We start from the raw sequence: 15,397 nt of genomic DNA, 5'->3' as shown, positions 1-15,397 counted from the left end.
CTACCGATGCAACACATACTGCCCGCTGAACCGCACCGCATCGTCCCCGCCGTCGGCATTGATCATCCGCGTCTCAAGGGTTAAACGAGCGCGGCCGTGGCGCTTGTACATGGCCAGGAACTTGTTCCACGCGGCCTCTGATGGCGCATCGCACAGCGCGATGGCGTCTTGGGTCACGGGCAGCGGGTAGCTGATGTGGCCTTCTTGAATCACGATGTGCCCGTCTTCGATCCCGGCCTCACGCAGGCTCAGATGCAACCAGCCCCAACCGGCCAGCACCGCGCCGCAGTACAGGCTGCCGCCAAACATGGTGCTTTTGTGGTTGATGTTGGCGTCCAGCGGCAGGTGCAAACGCAATTGCCGATCCTGCCAGCCAACCACTTTGAGGCCCATTTCACGGGTCAGCGGAATGTCGTGATGAAGGATGGATTCCAGATAACGACTGTCGCGGTTCATGCGCGGATCCTGTTCAGGTCAATCAAGTTCATCGGTGTGAGGGTGGCTGCCGCTCTCGAAGTGCAGGCCGTGTTTGCGCAATTTGTCGTGCAGGGTTTTGCGCGGCACGCCCAGGGCTTCAGCGAGGCTGCGCATCGAGCTGTGTGAACGCTCAAGCTCGGCAGCAATCAGGCTCTTTTCGAAGTGTTCGACCTGCTCGCTCAAGTTGCCAGACACCTCAAGGTCTGACGCCGTTGTGCCGTCGCTAGCGCCTTCGTCCAGGGCCAATTCCAGACCCAGGGCAAAGCGCTCAGCGACGTTTTGCAGTTCACGCACATTACCCGGCCAGGTGTGGCGCAATAATTGCGCCCGCTGGCCCGGTTGCAACACGTTGAGCGCCAGGCCGTGGCGTGCGCTGGCCTCGTCGGCAAAATGCTGGAACAGCACCAGCACGTCTTCACCGCGCTCGCGCAATGGCGAAATACGCAGCGGCGCGACGTTGAGCCGGTAGTACAAGTCGGCACGAAAACGCCCTTGGTCGGCGGCCTGACGCAGGTCTTCCTTGGTGGCGGCGATCACCCGGATATCCAGCGGGATCAGCTGGTTGCCGCCCAAACGCTCAACCACGCGCTCTTGCAGCAAACGCAGGAGTTTGACCTGCACGTCCAGGCTCATGCTTTCGATTTCGTCGAGGAACAATGTCCCGCCATTGGCGAATTCGAATTTGCCGATACGGCGTTTTTGCGCGCCGGTGAAGGCACCGGGCTCATGGCCGAACAGTTCGCTTTCGACCACCGACTCGGCCAGCGCCCCGGCGTTGATCGCCACGAACGGGCCGTTGCGGCGGCTCGAGAGGTCGTGCAGCGCCCGTGCGACGACTTCTTTGCCGGAGCCGGTTTCGCCCAGAATCAACACGTCTGCCTTGGTCCCGGCAAGGGCGCCAATTTGCTCGCGCAGGCGCAGCATGGCCGGGGATAGCCCCACCAGCCGTGCGCTCAGTTGCTGGCGATCGCTGAGTGCCAGGCGCAGGCTGCGGTTGTCCAGCACCAGTGCGCGCAGGGCCAGGGCACGGCGCACGCTGTCGAGCAGGGCGTCGCTGGCAAAGGGTTTTTCCAGAAAGTCGTAAGCGCCCGTGCGCATGGCCTGCACCGCCAAGGGCACATCACCATGGCCGGTGATCAACAACACCGGCAGCTCAGGGTCTTGCGCGTGCAGATGTGTGAGCAGCTCCAGCCCGTCCATGCCCGGCATGCGGATGTCACTGACCACCACGCCGGCCCAGTCTCGTGAGATGCGCTCGGCCAGGCCGTTGGCTTCGGCCAGCGGCAACACCTTAAGCCCGGCCAGGTCCAGGGTTTGGCAGAGCGCCTGGCGCAGGTGCGGATCATCATCGATCAAGATGACCTGTACGCGCGGATCAATGGGTTGGCTCATGACCTGGAGTCCTCTGAAGCTTGCAAGCTCACGCCCGGTGCACCGGCGCGCAGTCGTAGGGTAATTAAGGCGCCGCCTTCTTTGTGGTTGGCGAACAACAATTCGCCGCCAAACGCACGGATTAATGTGTCGCAGATGGCCAGCCCCAGGCCCAACCCTTGGGTGCGGGTTTTGGTGGTGTAAAACGGCTCACCGGCGCGGCCCAACGCTTCCATGCAAAAGCCCGGGCCGTTGTCGCGAATGTACACAGTGACGCCCTCGGGCGTTGATTGGGCACTTAGCCACAATCGCCGGGGCGGGCCTTTTTCGGTAAGTGCATCGAGAGCGTTGGCCAGCAGGTTGCCCAGCACCTGACGCAAACGGGTTTCTCCGGCTTCGACCCACAGCGTGGCCGCAGGCAAGTCGCGGATCAGTTCGACCTCCATGCTGCGCCGACGTTTGGCCAGCAAGGCCAGGGCATCGTCCAGCGCCGGTTGCAGCGCCACGCTTTCAGGCGCATGGCGATCGCGCCGGGCGAACGCGCGCAGGTGCGCAATGATCGAAGACATGCGCCCGGTCAGTTCGTTGATCAGCTTGAGGTTGCTGCGCGCGTCTTCAGTGCGTTGATGGTCGAGCAACACTTCGGCGTTTTCGGCATAGCTGCGGATGGCTGCCAACGGCTGGTTGAGTTCGTGGCTGATGCTGGCCGACATGGTGCCGAGGGCTGACAGCTTGCCCGCCTGCACCAGGTCATCCTGGGCGCGCACCAGTTCTTGCTGCGCATGCTCGCGCTCCAGCACTTCTTTACGCAGGCGCTGGTTGAGGCCTTCAAGGTCGCTGGTACGCTCGGCCACCCGGCCTTCGAGTTCACGCCGGGCCTTGGCTTCGAAGGCGATGCGCTCCAGGTAATGGCGGCGACGTTGCATCATCAAGCCGATCAGCAGCATGACCACCAGCAAGGTGGCCGCGCCAATGGCCAGCACAGTCCGCACCGGGCGATCGATCAAGGTACGCGGCGCGAGAATGTTCACGCTCCAGCCGGTCTCGTCGATTTTTTGCGTTTGTACCACCCACGAATCCGGGTTGATGTTCAGCGGCTGCAGGTTGCGCGTCGGGTAAGGCAGGATGGCGAAAATGTCCTGTTGCTCTTGAGGCGACAGCTTGCGCGTGGCCTTGAAGCGCCAATCCGGGCGGGACGTGAGAATCACCACGCCGTTGTCGTCGGTTGTCAGCAGTTGCTCCGGGGTGTTGCCCCACAAACGCTCGGTGTGATCCAGGTCTACCTTGACCACCAGCACGCCGAGCTTTTTATCGCCTTCGGTCACCGGGGCGGCAAAGTAATAGCCGCGTTTGCCGGACGTAGTGCCCAAGCCGAAAAAGCGCCCCAACTTGCCATCCATTGCTTCGCTGAAGTACGGACGAAAAGCAAAGTTACGTCGGATAAAGCTGTCGGGCTTGTCCCAGTTTGACGTCGCCACTGTGTTGCCATCGGCATCAATCAGGTACATGACCTCAGCGCCGGTCTGGCTGTTGATCTCAGCGAGCAACTTATTGGCCGTGCTCAGGGTTTGCGGGTCTTCCGGGTCGGCCAGGGAATTACGCAGCGCGGGCAGCTCGCCCAGAATTTGTGGCAGCACCTCATAGCGGTGCAGCGTGCCCAGCAAGTTGGCCACGTACAGGTCGAGGGTCTGGCGGTTCTGCCCGGCCAGTTCGCTGCGGTAATAGCGCTCGGCCAAGTGTTGCAGCGGCCACAACAAAGGCGCCAGGCACAGCGCCAGTAAGGCCAGGCTGCGCCAGCGGGGGCGGCGAGGGGTTGTAGGAGTCGAGTTCATAGGGCGCAGTATACCTACGCTTAAACCCCGTAGGAGTGAGGCTACCAGCGCTATTTTTAATCTCGATTTATATCTGTATTAAAAATGCTTTTGTCTGGGTTAAATCCGATAAATGGTTTTTATTGTGGATATTTATCGGCTATAAAGGGGGCCTTTCTTGACGAAATGCAGGCGGGCGTCCACTGTTTCCGGCCAGCCTGATTGATGCGCCCATCCCCCTCTTTTTTGGTTCCTTGGAGTCCTGACGGTTATGACTACTTTGCACAGCACGCCCCGCGCTGACGGCTTTCACATGCCGGCCGAATGGGCTCCTCAAACTCAAGTCTGGATGATCTGGCCTGAGCGCCCGGACAACTGGCGCTTGGGCGGCAAGCCTGCGCAAGCCGCGCACGCCGCTGTGGCCAAGGCCATTGCCCGTTTCGAGCCGGTGACCGTCGGGGTGTCGGCCGCACAGTACGAAAACGCTCGCGCTCAGCTCGATGTGCCGAACATCCGCGTGGTCGAGCTTTCCAACGATGACGCCTGGGTGCGCGACAGCGGGCCGACGTTCGTGATCAACGACACCGGCGAAGTACGCGGCGTGAACTGGGACTTCAACGCCTGGGGCGGGTTTGACGGCGGGCTGTACTTCCCGTGGAACCGCGATCAGCAAGTGGGCAGCAAGATCCTCGAAATCGAGCGCTCGGCGCGCTACTACACCGAAGGTTTTGTGCTGGAAGGCGGTTCGATTCATGTTGATGGCGAAGGCACATTGATCACCACCGGTGAATGCCTGCTGAACCGCAACCGTAACCCGCACCTGTCCCGTGAAGAGATTGAAAGCGTGCTGCGCGCGCAACTGGCTGTGGATAAGATCATCTGGCTGCCCGATGGCCTGTACAACGATGAAACCGACGGCCATGTGGATAACTTCTGCTGCTACGTGGCGCCGGGTGAAGTGCTGCTGGCCTGGACCGACGACGAGCGCGACCCCAACTACGTGCGTTGCCACGAAGCGATGAAAGTGTTGGCCACCAGCACCGATGCCCAGGGCCGTTCTTTTGTTGTGCACAAAATGCCGATTCCGGGGCCGATGTACGCCACCCAGGAAGAGTGCGACGGTGTGGATAAAGTCGCTGGCAGCCAGGATCGCAATCCGTCGGAGCGTTTGGCCGGGTCTTACGTGAACTTCCTGATCGTCAACGGCGGCATCATCGCCCCAAGCTTTGACGACCCGATGGACGCAGAGGCCAAAGACATCCTGCAAAACCTGTTTCCGCAGCACGAAGTGGTGATGGTGCCGGGCCGTGAATTGCTGCTGGGCGGTGGCAACATCCACTGCCTGACCCAGCAACAACCCGCCCCACGCAAAGCCTGACCCACCCAAAACTGTAGGAGCGAGCTCGCCTCGCGATCTTTTGATCTTCTAAAAGCTCGCAGCCTGCGGCAGCTCCTACAGGCCCTTTATTTGCCCGGTTCACGCAACACACTAAAAGCGCTGGCAGCGTTTTTCTGTTCTCGCCTTACCGCTAGTCTGACGCTCTGATTGATTGAACCTTCGGAGCGCTTCATGACCACCCCCGTTCTGCACTACATCTATGACCCGTTGTGCGGTTGGTGCTATGGCGCCAAGCCGCTGATCGACGCTGCCCGCGGCCTTGTGCCGGTGGTGGCCCATGGCGGCGGGATGATGACCGGCGCCATGAGCCGCCCCGTGTCTGCGCAACTGCGTGACTACGTCATGCCCCATGACCAGCGAATTGCCGAATACACCGGCCAGCCGTTTGGCGAGGCTTACTTTGAAGGGCTGCTGCGCGACACCACGGCGGTCTTTGATTCGGCGCCACCCATCACTGCCGTGTTGGCAGCCGAGCAACTGGCCGGGCGTGGCCTTGAACTGCTGGGGCGTTTACAGACGGCGCACTATGTCGAAGGGCGGCGGATTAGCGACAAGGACGTGCTGGTGGAACTGGCCACTGAAATCGGCCTGCCCACCGAGGCCTTTGTTGCGGCCTACCAGGCGGCCCGTGGCGAACCGACCCACACTCATATAAAAGACAGCCGCAAACTGCTCGGGCAGGTGGGTGGCCAAGGCTTTCCTACCCTGGTTCTGGAACTCGACGGGCGCTACCAAGTGGTCGACTTTGGGGCGTTTATCGGTAAGCCAGACGCCTTTGCGCAATGGTTGCGAGCACCCGCCCAAAGTCCAAACGATTCAGCGCCCGCCTGCGGCCTGAATGGCTGCGACGAGTAAAAGGTTAAGGGGCGATCAACGGTCTTTGAATTGCTGGCAATTAACAAATTTTTCACGAAATTGACACTTTGCCTTAACGACGGATAGGATCCCTGCCTACGCCTGTGGCGATAAGCCATGCACCAACTTTCTAAATGACCCGCGCGGCGTCTCGTGTGGGTCTTTTTTTGTTTATGTGAAGCAACCACCACTCAATGTTTCAGCTTGAAACCCACAGCGCGTCTCTATTCTGAAATAAGGAAAATAAAATGTTAAAAACACGGATAGGTCTACTCGCTCTGGGCGTACTCGGTGCTACCCAGGCCATGGCTAACGATCAAGCTGACGCAAAAGGTTTTGTAGAAGACAGCCACCTGAACGTATTGGCGCGCAACGCCTACATCAGCCGCGACTACAAAAACCACCAACAAGATAAAGCTGAATGGGGCCAAGGCTTCCTCGGCACATTCACCTCCGGCTTCACCCAAGGCACCGTGGGCGTGGGTGTGGATGCTTTCGGCATCTACGCACTGCGTCTGGACGGCGGCAAGGGCAGCAGCGGCGCAGGCGGCATCGACTTCTTCAAGCAAGACCATAACGGCAAAGCCGCTCACGACATCGCCAAGGCTGGCGCTGCCGTGAAATTCCGCATTTCGAACACCGTGCTGAAATACGGTGATCAAATGCCTGCTCTGCCGGTACTGATGTACGACAACTCCCGTCTGATGCCGGAAAGCTTCACCGGTACCCTGTTGACCTCCAAAGAGATCGACGGCCTGGAACTGAACGTGGGTCGTTTCACCGAAGAGTCGCGTAAAAGTGCTGAAGCGCGTAACAGCGGCGGCCTGAAGAGCATCAACGTGTTCGGCGGTAGCTACAAGTTCACCGAGCGCTTCTCGGCCTCGTTGTACGGCTCCGAGATGAAAGACGAGCTGCGCAAGCAATACCTGGGCATGACCTACGCCCTGCCACTGGATGACAAACAGTCCCTGACGTTTGACTTCAACGGCTACCGCACCCACGTAGACTCGGGCTACGCGCGTGACGTGCTGAAGGTTGACGGCACCGACAACAAGATCTGGAGCCTGGCAACCACCTACGCGTTCGGCGCGCACTCGCTGGTTCTGGCTTACCAGAGCAGCACCGGTGAAATCGGCTACCCATACGGCGGCTACCGCAATGCGGGCGGCGTGGGCGACGGCGGCAACACCATCTTGCTGGCCAACTCCTACTGGTCTGACTTCAACGCCAAAGATGAGCGTTCGTGGCAGCTGGGCTACGGCTTCGACTTCGGCGCCGTTGGCATTCCAGGCCTGACCTACAACATCGCCTACGTACGCGGCACCAACATCGACGACGGTTCAGGCCGTGGTCGTGGTACCGAGCGCGAAATCTACAATCAGGCCAAGTACGTTGTACAAAGCGGTCCGGTTAAAGACCTGAGCGTGCGTCTGCGCGGTTCGTGGTTGCGCGTTTCCAACAACGCCAGCGACTACAACGTCGGCGGTAACGAAGTCCGTGTATTTGTTGATTACCCAATCAGCATTTTCTGATGCCACGGGCCTGCCAGTCAGGTCTGACATCTGAATAAAAAACGCCCCGAACCGTTTGGTTCGGGGCGTTTTTTTTTATGCGGACTTTTGTGGATACCTACCGCCTTAAAAATCCCAGCGAGTGGTCACCATCACGTTGCGCGGGTCGCCGTAGTAGGCGGAGGTGTAGAAGCCGATGTTGGTGTAGTACACCTTGTCGAACAGGTTGTTGACGTTGAAGGTTGCCGACAGGTTTTCAGTGATTTGATAGCGGGCCATCAAGTCGACCAGCCAGTACGGGTCTTGGGTGAATTTTTCTGAGCTTCTTTTGCCGCTGTTGTACAGCGTCTGCCAGCCAGCACTCTGCCAGCGCGCGCCGCCGCCGACGGTGAGTTTGTCCAGGTTGCCCTTGAGTTTGTAGCTGCTGTAGAAGCTCAGTTGGTCTTGCGGCTCCCAAGTCGAGACTTTTTCGTCGGTGTCGTTCTCGCGGGCGATTTTGTGGGTGTAGCCTGCCTGTAACTGCCAGCCAGGGCTGAGTTCGCCGGAAATTTCGGCTTCGTAACCTTTGGTTTTGGTCTTGGCAGCCATGTACGCAATGTCGTTGCCCGGGATGGCGTTGAACAGCGTGTCTTGTATCGGCCGGTTGTTTTCATGCACTTCGAAATAGGCAAGGCTGGTGTTCAGGCGGCCACCGTAAAACTCGCCTTTGATGCCCAGCTCGTAGTTCTTGCCCTCGTTGGGCTCCAGCATTTTGCGGTTACGGTCCAGGTATTCGGTGTGCGGCTGGAAAATTTCGGTGTAGCTGGCGTAAGCCGAGAAGTTGTCGTTGAGGTCGTACACCGCGCCGGCATAAGGCAGCACTTTGCCGCTGGCCCGGCTGTCACGGGTGCCGGTGACCTGGTAGTTGGCGACGCGGGTGCCGAGCAACAGGTGCAGGTCATCCATGAGGCTGAAGCGTCCGGCGAGGTAAGTCCCCGTCTGGCGCGTCGTCACGTCGTTGATACGGGTGGGCTGGTTCCACTCGGGTTCGATGGCTTGACCATGCCATTGGTAAAAATCGTACGAGTTGTCGAAATAGGTGGCTCTGCCGTAGTCCTTGCCTTTCCAGTGGGCATTGGAGAAGGACTGGCCCACCACCAGTTGGTGTTCCCGACCAAGTAATTCGAACGGCCCCGAGGCGTACACATCCAGGCTGTCACTGGTGGTTTTGCCGGTGTATTTTTGCGCCCAGATGGAGCTTTCGGTGGCTGAGTCCTGAGAGATGTAACCCAAAGGCGCGTCGTAGCCGTTGATCTGATGGTTGTACTGCGCTTTGGTCACCCAGCCATTGGCAAAACTATGTTCGAGGGTCGCGAACACCGTTCGGCTGTACTGCGCCCATGAACTCCACTTGGGGCCGTTGTTGAACGAGCGGGGCACATCGAGGCGGTTGCCCACGGCGTCGAACACGGTGCGCGAGCCTGTCCAGCTTGAGCCTTTTGGATCGCTGTCTAGGTAGTCCGCACCCAAGGTCAGCAGGGTGTCTTCATCCAGATCGACTTCCAGAATGCCGTAGTACACACCGGTCTTGCGTGAGTAGTGGTCGAGGAACGATTGCTTGTCCTGATAGGCCGCCACTGCCCGGCCACGCACATTGCCGGTATCGGTCAAAGGGCCACTGACATCAACTTGACTGCGGTAGTTGTCCCATGAACCTGCCCCCAGTTCGATGTTGCCCTGGAAGTCGGCCGTAGGCTTTTTACGAATCAGGTTGATGGTGCCGCCTGCGCCACCCGCACCGGTGAGCAGCCCGGTCGCGCCCTTGAGCACTTCGACCCGATCATAAATGGCCATGTCGCTCAGGGTCTGACCCGCTGAATATTGGGTGTCGCGCAGGGTGGGAATGCCATCGTATTGAAAGTTGACGATGGAAAAGCCGCGCGAGTAGTAGTTGGTGCGCTCGGAGTCGTAAGTCGATACGGTGATGCCCGGCGTATGGCGCATCACGTCATCAATGGAGTTAAGCCCGAAATCGTCCATGACCTGGCGGGTCACCACCGAAATCGACTGCGGCGTTTCTCGCGGGGTCAACACCAGGCGCGTGGCTGTGGCGATGGTGCCCGGCGTGTAGGAACCCGTGCCCTCGGTAACAGACCCCAGCTGGTTGGTGGTGACCTGAGTGGCGCCCAGCTCCAGCGCCGATTGCGCGTTGCGTGCGACCAGTACATAGCCCCCATTGCTCTGGCGCTCGGCTTGCAAGCCGCTGTTGGCGAGCAAGCGCTCCAGGCCTTCTTCAACACTGTATGAGCCTTGCAGCCCGCTGGTGTGGAGGTGGCGAGCCTGTTCCGTATCGAACGAAATGGTCACCCCCGCCTGCACGCCAAACTGGGCCAGGGCGTTGCCCAACGGGCCTGGGGCAATCTCATACACCGTTTGGCTTTGCGCACACGCCTGGGTGGGCATCAGCGCCAGGGCGGGCAGGCTGGCCAGCGACGCGCCGAACACCGCCATGCGCACAGCGCGCGTTATCTGGGTACTGGCATTGAGGGGGAGCGGGGGCATTCGGTGATCCTTCCGTTAGTCTGGCAGATAGCCGCTGTGATCGCGGTTTGTGTCAAAGACGGATGAGAATCAAAATCAGCAAGGCCGCGCGCCGGGATTTTCTAAATAAACTCAGACCGGCTCGATGTTGGCCCAATAACGCGTCACATAACGCACCTTGACCGGTAAGGTCTTGCTCAGGTTTTCCAGCACGGTGTCGGTGTCATCGATACGAAACGCCCCCGAAATGCTCAACCCTTGAACCGCCGGGTCGCACCGCAGTACGCCGGGGCGATAACGGCCCAACGCTTCGATAAAGTCGCCCAAGGGCCAGTCATTCACGCTCAACATGCCCTGCACCCAGGCGGCCGATTCAGCCGGTAAAAGCCCAACCGCGCTCACTGCATCGCGATCGAACGTGGCTTGCTGCCCGGCCTCCAGCCGCAGCGGCTGATCGGCATGGCGAAGCGGGCGGACCTCAACCGCAGCCTGTAGCACGCCGACGCGGGTGTAAGCGGGCAGTTGGCGAACACTGAAGCGGGTGCCGAGCGCCCGCACGCTGCCGTCAATCGTCTGCACGATCAAAGGCCGCGGGTCGGCGGGCTGGGCGGTTTGCAGCAGGATTTCGCCGCGATACAACTGGATTTGCCGCTGCGTTGCATCGAAGCGAATATCCAGCGCAGTGCCGGCGTTCATCTCCAATTGCGAGCCGTCCTCCAGCCGCAGCGAGCGGCGTTCACGGCTGCCGGTGCTCAGTTCTGCCAGCATCGAGCGATAGGGCACCTGCTCAACGGCCAGCCACGAACACCCGCCCACGGCCACCAGCATGCTGAGGATTTTCAGCACATCACGGCGCTGGGCTTTGGCTGCCCCCAAACTGGACAACGCCGCTTGCCGGGGCATTTTGGACCACTGCTGCTGGAGGATTTCGACCCGTGCCCAGGCTGCCGCATGCTGCGGGCTGGCGTGCAGCCAGGTGTGCCAGGCCCGTTGCCGCGCCTCATTGACCGTGCCGTCATTGAGTTGCACATACCAGGTGGCGGCGGCTTCGAGGGTTTTGATGTCCATGTCCGGTGGCCTCACGCGTCAACCAGCAAAAGGCAGCGGGTCATGGCGCGAATCAGGTGATTTTTAACCGTGGTCACCGACACCCCAAAGCGTTCTGCAGCGGCCACGTAGGTCAGCCCTTCCAACTGCACGGCGAGGAAAATCTCCCGGGTTCTGGGGCCCAGTTCGTCGAGCAGGGTATCGATTGAGATCAGCATCTCGATGATCGACAACCGCACCTCTGGCGACACCTCCACCGGCTCTGGCCGCTGCGCCAAAGCAAACAGATACGCTTGCTCAATGGTGCGCCGACGGGACTTGTCGATCAGCAGCGAGCGGGCAATAGCACTGAGATAGCCCCGAGGCTCACGAATGGGCACGTCATGGCGGGCCGTCATCACCCGCACAAACGTGTCTTGAGCCAAATCCGAAGCATCGGCCGCATTACCGAGGCGCACGCGCAACCAGCCTTTCAGCCAACTGTTGTGTTCGCTGTACAGCTGATGAAGCGCTGAATGATCGAGCGACGACATGAGAGAGTCACCAAAAGCGTAAATGGTAATCGATCTCATTGTCGTGATGGCACGGCAGTAATGCAAGGGGGGAATGGCAACTACCTTGCGGGCTGTTCACACACCCCTCGTAGCAGTTGACGAGCTTTGCGAGGCGACGTCCGATCGCGCAGAGATCGTAAATCCTCAACCCACGGTTTAACTGAAAGACCGCAACAGTCGGACGTAGCCTCGCAGGCTCGGCAACCGCTACGGGCTGCAAACGCCTAAAACCGTCCGCTAATCCCCAACAACGGGCCTTTTTGCACGATGTCGTACACAAACCCGTCGTTGCGATAGTTCACGCCCATGGCCCGGTAGCCAGCCACCGCCGAAAATCCGGGGGTGAACTCCCAGCCGGCCAGCGCTGCCAGGTCCCAGTCTTCACGGGATTGCCCGGCACCCACCATGCCCCAGGAGGACAACCAGAACCGCTCACTCACGGCATAGCGCCCCCGCAGCCCGACCATGGCGTCTGCCCACGTGGCGTTGTCAGAGCCGGAGTGCCCCGAAGCCTGCCCACCATGCAGGGTCAGGGTAGTGCTGCTGTACCAGACGCGCACGCCGCCCGCGACGTCGACCCGATAATCGTCATCGCCGAGCACCGTATAGCCGCCGCCCAAAAAGCCTGACGCCGTCTTGCCTTCTACTTCCAGCTTGGACCCGGTTGGCAGGCGGCTGCGGGTGTCGGTGTCGATGTACATCAGGTCGGCAAGCACGCTGTAAGGCCCGCGCCGCGCTTCGCCCATGAACATCAACGACATGTCGACGGTGCGTGCTATGTCCGAAAAGTCGGACTTCACAAACGTAGTCCCGGTGCTTTTGTGGCCGATGTGCCCACGAATACCGGCGCCCCACAGGTATGGCCCACCGTTGAACTGCCACTCATCGCTGTCTGCCGCGTTGGCGACCGTCGGCAGGCCGCTTGCTGCGCTCGCCAAGGCCCCGAACAACAGGGCCAGACGCACGTGTTTACGCCGCAACGAAGTGTTACTGAGCCTCATGGCGCGTCCCCGTTCAGTGCTGCGTCAACGAGAGCGCGACGCCCTCGGCGGCGCAGTTTTCTGTCGGCGTGTTGCCTGCTTTTTGCGCCGCCTGGATTTCTTCCTTCGCCGCTGCCAGATCCTTCAGGAACGCCGGATTGCTGTGCAGACTGGCCACGGTGGCAGCGCCCATGATGCGCCCGGCGTCTACGTCGCTTTGCCAGTGGGCGTTGCAGATGACGCGGCTTTGGCCGTACGCCAGGCCGCGAGTCATCAGTTCAGTGGCGCGTGCCGGGTTCACTTCTGCGAGGATCAAGCCCCAGGCCCAGCCCGCCGCCGAGTGCCCGGAAGGCCAGGAACCGTCGGTGCGCAGCAGCGGTTCCATGTCTTTGCGGCAGGTGCCTTCGTCATGCACCACAAACGGACGGGTGCGGTTGTAGGCGTTTTTCCCGGCATACGTGGAGCCACCGGCATCCGTCAGGGTGCGCTGCATCAAGGTGTACAGATGCGGGGTGGTCTTCTCGCTGATCTGCGTCCCCATCGCGCACGAGAATGTGTTCGCCGGGCCCGGGAACGACAACTCTGCATCCGTTGCGGCGAGTGCCTCCCGGGCCGTGCCACGCAGTGCCAGCGCTGCCCGCCGGGCTTCTTCATCCCGCGCCAGCGCCGCAGAGTCGGGCTTGGGCGGCGCGCCGAGCAACGCCAGGCGCAGCGGCAAGTCGGCCGGGTTGAGGTAGCTCGGAGCGAGCTTGAAATGAGGGTCCGTGATCTTGGTGGCCGCCTCTTCGGCCAGCACCAGCCCCGACCACAGCAGGCCAGTCAGGGACACGGTCAGCCCCAACTGCTTATGTCGTTGTTTCATCGCGTGTTCCCTTGTTTGTTCTGTGGCGGATGGCAGCGGTGTGAGCGGTTAATCAAAACGAGTACAGCGCGTTCAGATAAGCGCCAGCGCCGACCTTTTCACCCGTGAGCGGGCTGTTGCGGGCATCGGAGACCAAGGCGTAGGTTTTGACCCCGCCTTCAAGGGCGATTTGTGGCTGCCACTGCCAGGTGAGGCCCAGCTTCAAGGTCACGTCACGCATCCCGCCGCCTGGGTGGTACTCCTCGAACTGGGTGCGGGCCGCTTGCTGAGCCGTGACGCCGAAACGCGCCATCATGTCGTTCTCATTGCTCCAGGTGCCGTACAGCGTCGAGTCCAGGGTCAATGTCGACGACAGCGCGTAAGCCGTGGCAAAACCGGCTTCAAGGTAGGCGGTTTTGCCCAGGCGTTCGCCGCCGTAATTGCGGTTGTCGCTCGAGCGCAGGCCACGCACAAACAGGCGACCGGCCGGCAGCGTCCAGTACGCTTCAGCCCCCACCAGCGCGGTGCTGTCCAGGTTGCCCATGCCCCGCAGATAGTCATCGCGGCCGTCCAGGGTGTGGATTCGTTCTTTGCGGCCCTGGTCATAACCGATCAGCAGCGCAAAGCCGAAAGGCGACAAGCCCGGCAAGTCCCAACGCAGGCCCTCCGGGAACGCCGCGCTGAACGTGCCCCACTCTTGGGTCGGCAACACAGTCTTCAATTTCAGCGACGGGAAGGCCGCGTAGTGCGAAGAACCTTCGTACAACGGGCCCACACCAAGGCCGCCACCCACCGTTACGGATGGCTCATTTGCGTTGTCTGCGTGTGCCGGCAGCGCCATCGCCAATGCGAGCGTCGCACCTGTCATGAGGGCCACGGGATGCTTGAGAAAGTTTGAACCGCCGATGGTTGTCATTGTTTGTTTCCTTGGTTGTAAAACCAAACGTATGAGCGTGTATGCCGGGTTATAGACGTCGGGTGGTATGGATTAGCGGGCGACAAGCTCTGGCTTCGGGAAGCTCCATTGGCCATTGAGTAGTTGTTCGCTCGGCTGATAAAGCCTGACCGTGTAGTTCCAGCCGGGCGTGGTAGGCAGGCAATTGGCGATCGTCGCGTCGCAACCGCCGAACTGAATGACAATCGAGCCATCCTCATTTTTCTTGGCGGTGAGGTTGTTCAATGAATAGGCGTCTTGCGGGTTCTTCTGGAAGTAACCGTCGGCGTTATAAACACTGACCGACCAAAAACCTTTGACCGGGACTTCGCCTACTTTCAGGCGGTAAACGGCGTGCCCATCGTTCTGCGGCATCACGCCACCCAGGTAGATGGCGTCCTTGGCCGGGTTGCCGCCCCAGCCCGTGGCAGTGCCGATCAAGTGATGGATCGGGTTGACCGCGCCCTTAGGGCCAAAGGACTGGTTGTAGTCAGGGATCGTCGACCCCAACACCTCCAGCGCCGCACGCACTTTTGCCTGGCTGGCCGGGTCCCACTTAGGCACCACAAACTCGCCACCCTTGGCCTGGCTAACCGTCATTGCATCCTGCAGTGCATGGACCTTCTCGAGGTCTTTGCGACCAGCGGGATCGAAGAAGGTGCGCACCGCCACAAAGACATAGCGGGTGCCGACGGACTCTTTGGTCAGTGTCTGGCGGCCGGCGCCGTAAGTGACGAGGGGCACGTAATGATCTTCATTGATCACCGCCATCGACATGAAACGCCCACCGGACTCAGGCAAGGTGATGGTGACGGGGCCTGCATCAAGATCGAATACCGCTGACGAATAGAGCGTGTCCCGGTTCATTCGCACCACATTTTGGGCGTCGATGGGCACGGCCTCGCGGCTATGAACAAAGCGGCCCAAACTGCCCGTCGCTACCATCTTGCCCAAGTAAAGGTCGGACTCGGCACGGACAAAGTTATCCACACCCACCGGTATCGCCGCCTCTGGGGAGGATTGAGCGTTCGCACTTCCAACAACTGCCAGCGCCATGGCAAGGATGCAGATCGCATGTAAAGGGGGCATTTAAACCT

13 protein-coding genes are annotated in these 15,397 nt (G+C 60.4%); 3 read left to right on the top strand and 10 right to left on the bottom strand.

The window, feature by feature from the left end:
- The 3 genes from ACJJU9_RS23895 to ACJJU9_RS23885 are packed head-to-tail and all read right to left on the bottom strand — an operon-like array spanning position 1 to position 3,680.
- Positions 1–456, bottom strand: coding sequence for a thioesterase domain-containing protein (locus ACJJU9_RS23895; RefSeq protein ID WP_048388869.1), 456 nt, complete (start codon positions 454–456; stop codon positions 1–3).
- An 18-nt stretch (positions 457–474) separates the two neighbouring features.
- Positions 475–1,869 (bottom strand): sigma-54 dependent transcriptional regulator, encoded by a 1,395-nt coding sequence (locus ACJJU9_RS23890; protein WP_314917486.1) that lies wholly within the window; start codon positions 1,867–1,869, stop codon positions 475–477.
- A complete protein-coding gene (locus ACJJU9_RS23885) occupies positions 1,866–3,680 on the bottom strand; it encodes a cache domain-containing protein (RefSeq protein ID WP_407729684.1) in 1,815 nt (604 codons plus the stop codon). Before ACJJU9_RS23885 ends, ACJJU9_RS23890 begins: the two co-directional genes overlap by 4 nt.
- A gap of 250 nt (positions 3,681–3,930) precedes the next feature.
- Between ACJJU9_RS23885 and aguA the strand changes: the two genes are divergently transcribed.
- The 3 genes from aguA to ACJJU9_RS23870 all read left to right on the top strand — a co-directional run bounded on the left by aguA (position 3,931) and on the right by ACJJU9_RS23870 (position 7,445).
- The gene (aguA, locus tag ACJJU9_RS23880; RefSeq protein WP_048366852.1) at positions 3,931–5,037 is read left to right on the top strand and encodes an agmatine deiminase; all 1,107 of its coding nucleotides are present in this window, start codon (positions 3,931–3,933) and stop codon (positions 5,035–5,037) included.
- 192 nt (positions 5,038–5,229) lie between these two features.
- Positions 5,230–5,913, top strand: a complete 684-nt coding sequence (locus tag ACJJU9_RS23875; RefSeq protein WP_407729683.1) for a DsbA family protein — start codon at positions 5,230–5,232, stop codon at positions 5,911–5,913.
- Between the two features lie 248 nt (positions 5,914–6,161).
- Positions 6,162–7,445, top strand: coding sequence for an OprD family porin (locus ACJJU9_RS23870; RefSeq protein WP_048388877.1), 1,284 nt, complete (start codon positions 6,162–6,164; stop codon positions 7,443–7,445).
- Positions 7,446–7,550: 105 nt separating this feature from the next.
- Here ACJJU9_RS23870 and ACJJU9_RS23865 read toward each other — a convergent pair whose 3' ends face one another.
- The 7 genes from ACJJU9_RS23865 to ACJJU9_RS23835 all read right to left on the bottom strand — a co-directional run bounded on the left by ACJJU9_RS23865 (position 7,551) and on the right by ACJJU9_RS23835 (position 15,389).
- Positions 7,551–9,965 (bottom strand): TonB-dependent siderophore receptor, encoded by a 2,415-nt coding sequence (locus ACJJU9_RS23865; protein ID WP_407729682.1) that lies wholly within the window; start codon positions 9,963–9,965, stop codon positions 7,551–7,553.
- Between the two features lie 111 nt (positions 9,966–10,076).
- Positions 10,077–11,012: a FecR domain-containing protein gene (locus tag ACJJU9_RS23860; protein WP_407729681.1), complete on the bottom strand. Its 936-nt coding sequence runs from the start codon at positions 11,010–11,012 to the stop codon at positions 10,077–10,079.
- Between the two features lie 11 nt (positions 11,013–11,023).
- A complete protein-coding gene (locus ACJJU9_RS23855) occupies positions 11,024–11,524 on the bottom strand; it encodes a sigma-70 family RNA polymerase sigma factor (protein ID WP_031633056.1) in 501 nt (166 codons plus the stop codon).
- Positions 11,525–11,769: 245 nt separating this feature from the next.
- Positions 11,770–12,546: a hypothetical protein gene (locus ACJJU9_RS23850; RefSeq protein WP_407729680.1), complete on the bottom strand. Its 777-nt coding sequence runs from the start codon at positions 12,544–12,546 to the stop codon at positions 11,770–11,772.
- Positions 12,547–12,559: 13 nt separating this feature from the next.
- On the bottom strand, positions 12,560–13,387 hold the full coding sequence (locus ACJJU9_RS23845; protein WP_407729679.1) for an acid phosphatase: 828 nt from the start codon (positions 13,385–13,387) through the stop codon (positions 12,560–12,562).
- A 52-nt stretch (positions 13,388–13,439) separates the two neighbouring features.
- A complete protein-coding gene (locus ACJJU9_RS23840) occupies positions 13,440–14,282 on the bottom strand; it encodes a MipA/OmpV family protein (protein ID WP_407729678.1) in 843 nt (280 codons plus the stop codon).
- Between the two features lie 72 nt (positions 14,283–14,354).
- Positions 14,355–15,389, bottom strand: coding sequence for a DUF1254 domain-containing protein (locus tag ACJJU9_RS23835; RefSeq protein ID WP_407729677.1), 1,035 nt, complete (start codon positions 15,387–15,389; stop codon positions 14,355–14,357).
- Positions 15,390–15,397 lie beyond the last annotated feature (8 nt).

It is taken from the genome of Pseudomonas helleri, from assembly GCF_045830615.1.
Taxonomy (GTDB): Bacteria; Pseudomonadota; Gammaproteobacteria; order Pseudomonadales; family Pseudomonadaceae; genus Aquipseudomonas; species Aquipseudomonas helleri.
Note: the sequence above shows the minus strand (reverse complement) of the source record. Positions and strands in the feature narration are given on the sequence as shown.